The organism is Streptomyces sp. NPDC002044 (genome assembly GCF_040296725.1).
Taxonomy (GTDB): domain Bacteria; phylum Actinomycetota; class Actinomycetes; order Streptomycetales; family Streptomycetaceae; genus Streptomyces; species Streptomyces antarcticus.
In genome coordinates this window covers 1-11,214 of sequence record NZ_JBEOXU010000173.1, presented here as the reverse complement: position 1 = coordinate 11,214, position 11,214 = coordinate 1, and the positions used below count along the sequence as shown (strand labels likewise).

The 11,214-nt window shown below is 74.3% G+C and carries 10 protein-coding genes and 1 pseudogene; 4 read left to right on the top strand and 7 right to left on the bottom strand.

All coding sequences use genetic code 11. The features are described 5' to 3' along the window. Positions 1–427: pseudogene (locus ABT106_RS28130) on the top strand (hypothetical protein); the annotation flags it as partial. A 24-nt stretch (positions 428–451) separates the two neighbouring features. On the opposite strand, the gene ABT106_RS28125 reads toward ABT106_RS28130, so the two are convergent. The 6 genes from ABT106_RS28125 to ABT106_RS28100 form a co-directional block, all read right to left on the bottom strand. Continuing rightward, entirely contained in the window at positions 452–1,156 is a 705-nt protein-coding gene (locus ABT106_RS28125; RefSeq protein ID WP_351282782.1) for a DsbA family protein, read from the bottom strand. Between the two features lie 82 nt (positions 1,157–1,238). Further along, positions 1,239–2,069 (bottom strand): NAD(+) synthase, encoded by an 831-nt coding sequence (gene nadE, locus ABT106_RS28120; RefSeq protein WP_351282780.1) that lies wholly within the window; start codon positions 2,067–2,069, stop codon positions 1,239–1,241. A gap of 166 nt (positions 2,070–2,235) precedes the next feature. Further along, on the bottom strand, positions 2,236–3,189 hold the full coding sequence (locus ABT106_RS28115; protein ID WP_351282777.1) for a hypothetical protein: 954 nt from the start codon (positions 3,187–3,189) through the stop codon (positions 2,236–2,238). 201 nt (positions 3,190–3,390) lie between these two features. Next, on the bottom strand, positions 3,391–3,786 hold the full coding sequence (locus tag ABT106_RS28110; protein WP_351282775.1) for a hypothetical protein: 396 nt from the start codon (positions 3,784–3,786) through the stop codon (positions 3,391–3,393). 169 nt (positions 3,787–3,955) lie between these two features. After that, positions 3,956–4,783, bottom strand: a complete 828-nt coding sequence (locus ABT106_RS28105; protein WP_351282784.1) for a class I SAM-dependent methyltransferase — start codon at positions 4,781–4,783, stop codon at positions 3,956–3,958. Next, positions 4,669–6,870 carry an MMPL family transporter gene (locus tag ABT106_RS28100; protein ID WP_351282772.1) on the bottom strand — a complete coding sequence of 734 codons (2,202 nt, stop codon included), beginning with the start codon at positions 6,868–6,870 and terminating at the stop codon, positions 4,669–4,671. Before ABT106_RS28100 ends, ABT106_RS28105 begins: the two co-directional genes overlap by 115 nt. A 55-nt stretch (positions 6,871–6,925) precedes the next feature. Here ABT106_RS28100 and ABT106_RS28095 point away from each other — a divergent pair, with 55 nt between their 5' ends. Then, positions 6,926–7,705, top strand: a complete 780-nt coding sequence (locus tag ABT106_RS28095; protein ID WP_502979500.1) for an adenosylcobinamide amidohydrolase — start codon at positions 6,926–6,928, stop codon at positions 7,703–7,705. Positions 7,706–7,740: 35 nt separating this feature from the next. Here ABT106_RS28095 and ABT106_RS28090 read toward each other — a convergent pair whose 3' ends face one another. Beyond that, positions 7,741–8,484: an anti-sigma factor gene (locus ABT106_RS28090; RefSeq protein ID WP_351282768.1), complete on the bottom strand. Its 744-nt coding sequence runs from the start codon at positions 8,482–8,484 to the stop codon at positions 7,741–7,743. Between the two features lie 463 nt (positions 8,485–8,947). Between ABT106_RS28090 and ABT106_RS28085 the strand changes: the two genes are divergently transcribed. Then, complete coding sequence (locus ABT106_RS28085; protein ID WP_351282765.1) at positions 8,948–10,609, top strand: molybdopterin-dependent oxidoreductase; 1,662 nt, start codon at positions 8,948–8,950, stop codon at positions 10,607–10,609. A gap of 102 nt (positions 10,610–10,711) precedes the next feature. Then, positions 10,712–11,214 (top strand): fasciclin domain-containing protein (locus ABT106_RS28080; protein WP_351282763.1); only part of this gene is annotated, 503 nt, incomplete at its 3' end.

The window sequence follows — 11,214 nt, the reverse complement described above, 5'->3', positions numbered from 1 at the left end:
GGTGAGCCGGCCCGACGACGAGAGCGGCGTGTCAGGAGCAGCGAAAGCGTGGTGGGGACGGGGAGGGGAGAGCCGCGGGGAGGCCGGCGGCGGGGCGCTGCTGGTGCTCGGCCTGGCCACCCCGGCCGCCGGTGCCGCGGCGGCCGGGGCCATGGCGGGGGCGGTGTCGGTGCACGCCCCGGCCGGGTTCTTCGCCCAGGACGGCGGGTTCGAGTACCCGGCGTTCCTCGGGTTCACGGCGGCCGCCATCGGCCTCGCCGGCGCGGGCCGGTACTCCGTCGACCACGCCACCGGGCACGCCTTCGACCGGTCCTGGATGCTCGCGCTGGCCTTCACCGGCAGCGCGCTGGCGGCCGCCGCGGTGGTCACCAAGCGCGCGCGGTCCCAGTCCGGGCCCGAGGGGGCGGACCCCGGGCCGGGGCACTGACCGTCCGGAGCCGGAAGCCGCCGCTCAGGCCGCGGCGCCCGCTTCCCGCTTCAGGCGCCGTGCGAGGCGGTCACGATCGCTGTAGAGGTCGGACCCGGTCGGGACCAGCACCCCGTTGATCTCCATGGCCGGTGTGCCCCGGACGGGAGAGCCGTCGAGCGCGGCGCCGGAGGACTCGACGAACCCCTGGTGCGCGGTGTCCCGTACCGCCGCGTCGAAGACCGGGCCGCGCAGGCCGTCGACCAGGCCGGCCAGGGTCAGCAGCCCTTCCCGCGTGATGCCACCGCGCCCGCGCACCTTGTCGTGGTGGCGGTAGAGGCGGTGGTGGTACTCGTCGAACCTGCCCTGGTCCAGGGCGGCACGCAGCGCGTTGACGGCGAGCCTGGACCCGGGGCCGAGGAAGGATCCCAGCGTGAACTGGAGCTGCAGCCCACCGTTGCGGACCGCGCGCTTGAGGTAGGGCCCGGTGCCCTCCGTCTCGAACTCGGCGCAGGCCGGGCAGCTCGGGTCCTCGTACAGCCGCACGGTCAGGGCGGCGCGGGGGTCGCCGAGCACGATGGTGGTGCCGTCGGAGGACAGTGACTCCGCGGCCGGGGGCAGTCGGCCGCCGCCGGACGACACGCCCAGCGGACCGGTGTCGGCCTCCGGTTCGCCACACGCGCTGACGGCCGACGCCACCGTGAGCGCCGCGGCGGCGGCCAGGAAGCCGCGTCTGGATCTGACCTGCATGGATGTACCCTCCCCTGGATCAACAAGGGGAGAGGCTACGTGGTCGGCCGGCGCCCCGGCCGCGCTCCCGGGCCGTGATCCGCTACGGGGCGACCGGGAGCTGCCGCTTGTGCTCGGTGAGGCGGTAGCGGCGGACGATCGTGTCGAAGGCCCGCTCGCCGATCGGCTTGCCCTCCAGGAAGTCGTCGATGTCGTCGTACGTGACACCGAGCGCGTCCTCGTCGGCCTTGCCCGGGGCGAGGGTCTCCAGGTCCGCCGTGGGGACCTTCCACACCAGCTCCGCCGGCGCGCCCAGTGCGTCGGCGACGGCACGCACCCGGCGCTTGGTCAGTCCGGTCAGCGGGACCAGGTCGGCCGCCCCGTCGCCGAACTTCGTGAAGAAGCCGGAGACGGCCTCGGCCGCGTGATCGGTGCCGACGACCAGGCCGTCGTGCGCGCCGGCCACCGCGTACTGGGCGATCATGCGCTGGCGGGCCTTGATGTTGCCCTGGACGAAGTCCTGGTGCGCGGCGTCACGGAAGGCGGTGCCGCCGGCCAGGGAGGCGTCCAGGGCGGCGTCGCTCGCGGGCTTCACGTCGACCGTCAGCACCCGGTCGGCCTCGATGAAGCCGAGGGCCAGCTGGGCGTCCTTCTCGTCGGCCTGCACGCCGTAGGGCAGCCGCATGGCGTAGAAGGTCGCGTCGTGGCCGGCCGCGCGGGCCCGCTCCACGGCGAGCTGGCAGAGCCGTCCGGCGGTGGTGGAGTCCACACCGCCACTGATCCCGAGCACCAGGGAGCGCAGGCCGGTGGAGGTCAGCCGCTCGGCCAGGAAGGCCGTCCGGCGCTCGATCTCGCGCGCGGCGTCGAAGGTCTGCGCCACCTGGAGTTCCCGGGCGATCTCCTGCTGCAGGGCGGTGGATGCCGGCCGGCTCACGGCTGCTCCTCGTGGTCGTTCGTCGATGGTGCGTGGTGCGCTGTCGCGTCGACCCTAGTCGAAGCCGCCGGCCGGGGGCGGGCGGGTCCGCTGCCGCCCGCCCGCCCCCGGCCCCCCTGTGCCCGTCCGCTCCGCGTACGTCGTGCCCCCCGTCGCGCGTGCCGCCTCAGGCTCCGGCCGCGATCAGCGAGGCGGCCAGCCGCATCCGTTCGTCGAGCTGCTTCCTCGCCCGGTCCAGCGTCTCGGCGTTCCGCTCGATCAGCTGCCTCTGGTAGGCGCTCTCGACCGTGTACCAGGTGCCCACCAGGTTGGTCCGCTGCTTGCAGGCCACGTCCTGCTTGGCGGTGGCGATGGCCCGGGCGCCGCTCAGGTTGGTGTCGTCGACGCCGGGCGGCGGGTCCATCGGGTTGTCCACGGTGTAGCCGTGCTCGGCCATGCACGCGCTCCACGCCGCGATGGCCTTGACGACCCGGCTGTCCTTGCGGGAGCGGGCGAACCCGTCGAAGCCGAAGGAGTGCGGGACCATGCCGTCCAGGGTGTCCGCGGTCGGCGCGTACAGCTTCAGGGCGCTCTCCCGCAGACAGCCGCCCGCCGGCACCTTCTGGCCGCCGACGACCGTGGTCGCCGCGTCCGACTTCTCCGCCTCGTCCTGGCTCATCGGCACCGGCTTCGACGGGTCCACCTCCAGCCCGTGCAGCACCAGTTGCTCGTTGGGGCCGAGGGGTTGTCCCGGCGGCTTCGACGCGCCGGCCGTCTCGGGGTTCTCGTACCCGAGCCGGGCGGCCTCGGCCGCGTCGGAGAGGCCGTACCGGCGGCCCTCGCCGTGCTTCTCCGCCGACGCGGCCTTGCGCCGCAGCTGGTAGCGGAAGCCGTAGCGCCGCATGCACTGGTCGACGAGTACGTCCTGCGCCTCGTCGAGCATGCCGAGCTGCCGGGCGTCCGGTACGTACGGGGCCAACGGGAAGGCGAGGGAACGGGTTTCGAGCAGCGCGGGTACCGCGCCGATCGCGGGTTCGGGCGGGGCGTCGTCGGCGTCCGACGCGGAGCATCCGGTCAGCAGGAGCGTCAGCGCGACCGCGGAGGCGGTCAGTACGAGAGGTGCGGGGCGCGGCGGGAACATGGGGCTCCGATGCGGGGACGGCCGGACACGGGCGCGGCCGCTCCGGCCGGCGCATGCGGACGGAGCGCCCGACGTCCGTGCGGGGACTCGGGGAACGCGCCTGGGCGGGGCCGGGGGTGTCGTCGAGGTCGTTCCGTACGCCCGCGGGGCGGGCCGTGCGTGCCAGGCGCCGCACGGCGGGAACGAGTGCGACGACACCTCCTAGTTGAAGTAGGCGGACGATATCGAGTTGGTGAAGGTCGCGTTCGTGTTGCCCCGGGCGCCGGCGGCGATGGTGGCGCCGTAGCCGCTGCCCTTCCAGTCCGTGTGGATGTTCCACGAGTAGACGTCCCGGTTCGAGTAGGACTCCGTCCAGTCGTTCGTCAGCTGGTAGGCGCAGCTCTGCGAACCCTTGAAGAAGTCGTCCGCGAAGTTGCTGTCCGAGACGTTGAGGTCCAGGACCGAGTTCTGCTGGTTGGTGTAGCAGAACAGGCCGAACTCCCCACTGGTGAGCCAGCCGTCCTTGTCGGCGGCCGAGGCGGAACCGGCGCCGGCGCCGAAGGTGGCGAGGAGGAGGCCGGCGGCCGCGACGGTGCGCAGGGAACTGCGGAGCTTCATCAGTCATGCCTTTCGGTCGAACTGTCACGATGTCGACGGGCGGAACGTCCGGCCGCCGTTGGCCGGGATCTGACCGCTAAGAAGTGGATCACGCCGGCACCGGACCCGCAACTGTCCCTGAGCCCAGGGGTATTGATTCGGCCGGACCCGCCCCGGCGGTGCCGGGGCGTCAGGAGGGCGCGGGGCCGCCCGTACCGGCGTGGCGGCCCCAGGCGGTGATCATTCCGGGTGACAGTCCGGCGCAGTCCGGCGAGTCGAGGTACCGGACCGCCTCGTCGATCGCCGCGCCGTCCACCAGGCCCGTCGAGGTCATCGCCGTGGCCGCGCGCTCCCAGGTCTGCGCCCAGAACCGGCTGATGGGGCTGCCAGGGGTGAGGGGCGGTACGTGGATCTCCGCGGCCACCGAGCCGAGCCCCGCGGTGCGCAGCAGTTGCGGGTACCGGGGGGTCCAGGAGACGTCGGTGCCGATCGTCTCGCGCAGGCCCCGCCACATCGCCCCCATGGCCCGGGTGTACGGGGTCTCGGGCGCGATGGCGCTGGTCAGGTCGATGGCGTCACTGAGGACGAGCACTCCGCCGGGCAGCAGGAGCTCGCTGAAGGAGTTGATCAGGTGCTGCCGGGCGGGCAGGTGCATCAGGACGAAGCGGGCGTGGACCAGGTGGAACCGGCCGGGATCGAACCCGGGGTCGCAGACGTCCGCCTCCAGGGTGCCGAGCCCCGGCAGAGGGCGCGAGGCGAGGAAGCGGACGTCGCGGTCGACGGCCAGCACGCTCGCGACGCCCGCTTCGCGCAGCAGCCGCCGGGCGACGCTCCCGGTTCCCGCTCCCAGCTCGAGGCAGGTCCACCCGGGGCCGGCGCCCAGGCCGCGCAGCCGGGCCAGCGTCACGTCGTCGTAGGCGAGCGCGCCGAGGTCGATCCGTTCGTCCTCCCCGGCCTGGCCGGGCGGGAACACCGCCGTGCCGTAGTGGCCGGGTACGGGTCGGTCGCGAACTCCCAGTCGAACAGGGTCGGGCCGGGGGCGGCCGGCCGGCTGAGGCGTCCGGGCCACCAGGCCCGGGGGCCGATGTCCAGCACCAGCGCGGGCACGAGGAGCGAGCGGACGAGCAGGGTGTCCATCAGCACCCCGAACGCGACGATGAACGCGATCTGCACGAGGAACGCGAGCGGGATCACGGCGAGGGCGGCGAAGGTGGCCGCGAGCACCACCCCGGCCGAGGTGATCACCCCGCCGGTGGCCGTGAGCCCGCGCGTCACCCCCTCGCGGACGCCGTGCCGCAGCGACTCCTCGCGGACCCTCGACATGAGGAAGATGTTGTAGTCGACGCCCAGCGCCACCAGGAAGACGAACCCGTACAGCGGGACGGAGGAGTCGGTACCCGTGAAGCCGAAGACGTACCGGAACACCAGGGCCGAAACCCCCAGCGTGGCGAAGAAGTTCAGGGCGACCGTGGCGACCAGCAGCAGGGGCATCACCAGCGAGCGCAGCAGCCCGATCAGGATCACCAGGATGACGGCCAGGACCACCGGGACGATGAGCGCGCGGTCCCGTTCGGCGGTCCGCTGCGTGTCATAGGACTGCGCGGTGTAGCCGCCCACGAGGGCGCCGGCGTCCGGCACCGCGTGCACGGCCTGGCGCAGCCGCGCCACCGTCGCCTTCGCCGCCTCGGTGTCCGGCGGATCCTCCAGCGTGGCGTCGACGCGGACCCGCCCGTCCGCGATCACCGGCGACTGCGGCCTCCCCGGCTCGGCCACCACGGAGGCCGAGGCGACTCCCTCGGTCTCCTCGACCGCCCGGCGGACCTCCGGCAGCCGGTCGGCGTCGGCGATCACGACGGCGGGATTTCCCGAACCGCCCGGGAAGTGCCGGCTCAACTCCCGCTGGCCGGCGACGGACGGAGCCTCGTTCACGAAGATCTCGTCGAGCGGCACGCCCCCGGAGTGGAGGGCCGGCGCGAAGGCCGAGCAGGCGAGCAGGCCCACGAGGACGACGGACCAGACCTTGCGCGGGGCACGGTCGACGAGCGCGGCGGTCCGTTCCCAGATCCCCCGCCCGCCGGCCTCCCGCCGGACGCGCGCGGGCCAGTACGCCCGGCGGCCCAGCAGCACGAGGGCGCAGGGAAGGAAGGTGAGCGTGGTCAGTACCGCGCACACGATGCCGATCGCACCGACCGGGCCGAGCGCCCGGTTGTTGGTCAAGTCACTGAGGAACAAGGCGAGAAGGCCCAGCGCGACCGTGCCCGCACTGGCCACGATCGGCCCGGCCGACTGGCGCAGGGCGGCGCGCATCGCGGTGAAGCGGTCGTCCTCGTGCTGGAGTTCCTCGCGAAAGCGCGCCGTCAGCAGCAGGGCGTAGTCCGTGGCCGCGCCGATCACCAGGATCGAGAGGATCCCCTGGACCTGGCCGTCCACGCGCACCAGCCCCCGGTCCGCCAGCGCGTAGACGACGGCGCACGCCGTGCCCAGCGCGAACACCGCCCCGATGATGATCAGCAGGGGGAGCAGCAGGCTGCGGTAGACGAGCAGCAGGATGACCAGGACGGTGAGCAGCGCCACGCCGAGCAGCAGGCCGTCGATGCCGGCGAAGGCGTCCGACAGGTCGGCCTGCGTGGCGGCGGGGCCCGTCAGCTGGACCGTCGTCCCGCCGACCGCGGAGGCGGCGGAACGGATCTCGCCCAGCGCCGACGGCAGTTCGTCGCCGAGGTCGGGGCGCAGCGGGAGCACGGCCCGCAACGCCCTGCCGTCCTCGGACGCGGCGACGGGGGACGGCGGCCCCGCGAAGGCGGGCCGGCCGTCGAGCCGGGCGAGGGCCGCGGTCGCGGCCGCCGTCTGTTCGGGGGTGACGGACGCGGACCCGTCGCGGGTCCAGACGACGACGGCCGGCAGGGCCTCCTGCTGCCGGAAGGCGGCCTGGGCCCGGACGACCTTCGTGGACTCGGCGCTCCGGGGGAGGAAGGCGGCCTGGTCGTTGGTGGCGACCTCGCCGAGCTTGCCGGCGTACGGGCCCAGCGTGCCTCCGATGCCCAGCCACGCCACGAGGAGGAGGGCGGGCACGAGCCATCGGGCCAGTCGGGGAGAGGGGGACATGATGCTCCTGGGGCAGGGTTCTCTCGATAGCCACTTATCTTGATGGTCAAGATATATGGCTGTGAGGATAGCCCCTCACCCGGCACGGTTACCCTTCCCTGTGATCTCCGCCCGACGCGCCCTCGTTCCCCTGTCCTCGGCCACGGAGCTGTCCCGCGTCGAGGACGGCCTGAGCCTGCCCTTCCTCCTCTGGGCCCCGGGCCCCGGCTGGCTGATGCTCTCCTCGGCCGTCCTCGGCGGAGGCTGGGGCGAGCGGCACTGGGTGATGAACGCGCAGGTCCCCCCGGGGTACCGGCGCCACGACCCGGACCGGCACCTGGGGGAGCTGGCCCGTGGCGCGCGGCTCGGCGGTCCCGGCGCCGCCTTCATGACCGCGGCCCGGGTCGCCGCCCACGGGTACGCCCACGACGGCGAGGCCGAGGCCCTGGTGACGGCCGGGGTGGGCGTGCACGGCTGGGCCGCCTCGCCGGACCCTGGCGACGACCTGCCGTCCCCGGCGGGCACCATCAACATCATCGGCGCCCTGCCCGTGCCCCTGTCGCCCGCCGCGTACGTCAACGCGGTGACGACCGCGACCGAGGCGAAGGCACAGGCGCTGCGGGACGCCGGAGTCGACGGATCCGGCACACCCACCGACGCGGTATGCGTCGCCGCCCCGCAGCCGCTGCCCGGGCGGACCGGCGAAGCCTTCACGGGCCCCCGCTCGACGTGGGGCGCCCGCCTCGCCCGGGCCGTCCACCGGGCCACCTACGACGCCTGCCTGCGGGACCTGCGGGACCGGGGAGTGCCGGGGCCCGGCCTCGCCGCGAGCGAGGTGATCCGGCGCGGCCGTTGAGCGGGGTGACCGGGCCCGGACGTGGAACAAGGCGGTCAGGCACGGACGTTGAGCAGCGACAGCGGGCCGGAAGTGGGCCGGGGAGAGCCGGCTTCGGGTTCGAGGGTCAGGCCGACGGCGAGGGCCTGACCGGTGTCGCCGCGCAGCAGCACCGCGCCGTCGCGTCGCATCGAGCCCGCCGGACGCATGGTGCCGTGGTCGTCGAACCACAGCTGGTAGACCTTCCCGGCGGGTGCGGGAGGGAGGCCCGAGGCCACGAACACGGCCCGGTTCAGCAGCGCCGAGGTCACCACGGAGACGGTCGCGCCCCCGCGGGTGCGCCCGTGCACGGTCCGCGCGTCGGGCGCGGCCATGACGGCGGACAGTTCCCGTACCTGCCAGTCGGAGAGCACCGCCCGGGGCCGCGCCTGGGCGATCCGCTGGTGCTGCCACACGGCGGCGGAACCGAAGGCGGCCGCGGCGACACAGGCGGCCAGGACCACGGGCCCCGCCCGGCGGCCCAGGAGCGCGAGCGGTCCGACGGCACGCTCGGGGCGCGCGGGCGGGGGCGACTGGCGGACGGAGCCGATGCCGCGCAGGACCGCCCGCCGTACGGACGCGGGCGGGGACAGGCCCACCGCCGACGCGAGAGCGGCCGACGTCGCCCTGAAACCGGCCACCTCCAGCGCGCATGCCGCGCACCGCTCCACGTGGGAGGCGAAGGCGCGCCGCTCCTCACCGCCGAGCGCGTCGAGGGCGTAGGCACCGGTGAGGGCGTGTGGATCTTCTTCGTGTTTCATCTGGTCACCCCATGCGGTCGCGCGGCGGGACGGGGCCGCCGCACAGGTCGGGTCTCCTGCCTTCCGGGAGCGGGCCCGCTCCGTCGCACGCCCCGCGTCCGCCCCGGTGCCGTCGACGGACAGGGCGGCAGCGCCGTGGCCGGTCCACGGCGTGACGGGCGCTCGACCCGGCAGTGTGACCGGCCCCCTGGTAGTGCGGCGGCCGGCCGTGGACCCGTCCGTCGCCTGCACGGTCTTCGGAACGGCGGCCGATGAGGATTGGCCGCGCCCATGGCTGCGCCCGTACGGCCGAACGCCCCGGCCGAACGCCCGGCTCGACGAACGGCCGGCGGCGGTGGGAGCAGACGCCCGCCCCGAAGGGCGGCCGCCCGCGGCGCCCCTGCCGGCGCGCCGGTACGTCAAGGAAGCGGCCGATCTTCGGCTCATCGAAGGTGGGACCAATCCGCCGGACGTGGCGGCGCGAATGCAGGGTGTGAGCAACTTCCGCACGACCTTCGTCCGCGGCCTCAAGGGCGCCGCGGCCGGCCTGCTGGCCGGTTACACCGCCCTGGCGGTCGCCGAACTCGTCGCCTCCCTGGCACGGCCCGAGGCCGGACCGGTGACCGTCGTCGGCGGCGCGGCGATCGACCGCACGCCCGCCGCGGTGAAGGACTTCGCGATCCGCACCTTCGGCGAGAACGACAAGCTCGTCCTCCAGCTCGGCATCCTGGCCACCCTCGGCCTCCTCGCCGTCGCGCTGGGCCTGCTCTCCCTGCGGTACCGGCGCACCGGCGCCGCCGGTGTGCTCCTGTTCGGCGTCATCGGCGCGGTGGCCGCGCTGACCCGGCCCGACACCCAGGGACCCGTGGACGCCCTGCCCTCCCTCGTCGGCGCGCTCGCGGGCGCGGCGATCCTCTACCTCCTGGCCGGCCGGATCGTTTCCGCCGCCGGACCGGAACCCGTGGCAGGGCCGAAACCCGTGGCCGGACCGGAGACCACTGCCGGACCGGAGACCGCCGCCGGACCGGAGACCGTGGCCGCAGAGCGCCAAGGGCGCTGGTCGCGACGGGGGTTCCTGGCCGCGGCCTCGGTCACCGCCGTCGCCGCCACCGGCCTGGGGGCCCTGGGCCGCACGCTCTCCGGCCGTCGCGGCCAGGGGGCCGTGGCGTCCAGGGCAGGGCTGAAGCTTCCCGCACCGGCGTCGCCCGCCCCCGCCCTGCCGGCCGGCGTCCAGCTGAAGGCCCAGGGCATCAGCTCCTTCACCACGCCGAACAAGGACTTCTACCGCGTCGACACCGCCCTGGTCGTCCCCAAGGTCGACGCCGACACGTGGCGGCTGCGCATCCACGGCAAGGGAGTCGCCCGGCCGCGCACCTACACCCTCCAAGACCTGCTCGAACGTCCCCTGATCGAGCGCGACATCACTCTGACCTGCGTGTCCAACGAGGTCGGCGGCCCCTACATCGGCCACGCCCGCTGGCTCGGCGTCCGCCTCGCCGACCTGCTGCGCGAGTGCGGCGTCAAGCCGCCCTCGAAGGGCGGCCCCGCCGACCAGCTCGTCGCCCGCTCCGTCGACGGGATGGCGCTCGGCTCCCCGGTCGAGGACGTCATGGACGGCCGCGACGCGATCCTCGCCGTCGGCATGAACGGCGAACCGCTCCCCTTCGACCACGGCTTCCCCGTACGGATGCTCGTCCCCGGGCTCTACGGGTACGTGTCGGCCTGCAAGTGGATCAAGGACCTGGAGCTCACCACCTTCGACGCCTACGACGCCTACTGGGTCAAGCGCAAGTGGGCCCGCAAGGCGCCGATCAAGACGCAGGCCCGCATCGACACCCCCAAGCCCTTCGCCCGCCCGACCGCCGGCAGCGTCGTCGTCGCCGGCGTGGCCTGGGCCCAGCACCGCGGCATCGACCGCGTCGAGGTTCGGATCGACGACGGGCCCTGGCAGGACGCGGACCTCGCGCCGCAGGCCGGCATCGACACCTGGCGCCAGTGGTCCTACCCGTGGAAGGCCGCGGCCGGCGGCCACACCCTCACCGTCCGGGCCACCGACGGCACCGGCGCCGTACAGACCGAGGAACGTGCCCGGACCGTCCCCGACGGGGCCAGCGGCTGGCACAGCGTCTTCGTCACCGCCGGATAGCCCCGAAGCCGCGGGCCCCCGAAGCCGCGGGCCCCCGGCGGCCGGCCCCCCTGGCGGGCCGGCCCCTCAGAGCACACCACGTCCCCTTCCGAAGAATCACCCATGCCCCAGGAGAGGTTCACCATGTCCCACACCCTGCGCATCCGCCGTACCGCGCTCGCCGTCGCCGCGGCGGTCGTCCTGCCGTTCTCGCTCGCGGCCTGCTCGGACGCGGGCAAGGACACCGCCGCCGGCCCCACCGCCGACAAGAGCTCCGACTCCGCCGCCTCGGAGGCGGCCACCCCGGCCGCGCCGGCCGCGGACGGGCCGTTCGGCTCGGCCTGTGCCGGTGTGCCGGCGCAGGGCGCGGGTTCGTTCGACGGGATGGCCAAGGACCCGGTGGCGACGGCGGCTTCGAACAACCCGGCGCTGTCGACGCTGGTCGCCGCGGTGAAGCAGGCGGGTCTGGTCGACACCCTGAACAACGCCAAGGACATCACGGTGTTCGCGCCGACCAACGACGCCTTCGCCAAGATCCCGAAGGCCGACCTGGACAAGGTCCTGGCCGACAAGGCCACCCTGACGAAGATCCTCACCTACCACGTCGTGGGTGAGAAGCTGACCCC

Coding starts and splice junctions, on each gene's coding strand:
- ABT106_RS28125 (WP_351282782.1), bottom strand. CDS start 1,156: ATGCAGGTCAGATCCAGACGCGGCTTCCTGGCCGCCGCCGCGGCGCTC.
- ABT106_RS28085 (WP_351282765.1), top strand. CDS start 8,948: ATGCAGGGTGTGAGCAACTTCCGCACGACCTTCGTCCGCGGCCTCAAG.
- ABT106_RS28100 (WP_351282772.1), bottom strand. CDS start 6,870: ATGTCCCCCTCTCCCCGACTGGCCCGATGGCTCGTGCCCGCCCTCCTC.
- ABT106_RS28110 (WP_351282775.1), bottom strand. CDS start 3,786: ATGAAGCTCCGCAGTTCCCTGCGCACCGTCGCGGCCGCCGGCCTCCTC.
- ABT106_RS28090 (WP_351282768.1), bottom strand. CDS start 8,484: ATGAAACACGAAGAAGATCCACACGCCCTCACCGGTGCCTACGCCCTC.
- ABT106_RS28115 (WP_351282777.1), bottom strand. CDS start 3,189: ATGTTCCCGCCGCGCCCCGCACCTCTCGTACTGACCGCCTCCGCGGTC.
- ABT106_RS28095 (WP_502979500.1), top strand. CDS start 6,926: ATGGCTGTGAGGATAGCCCCTCACCCGGCACGGTTACCCTTCCCTGTG.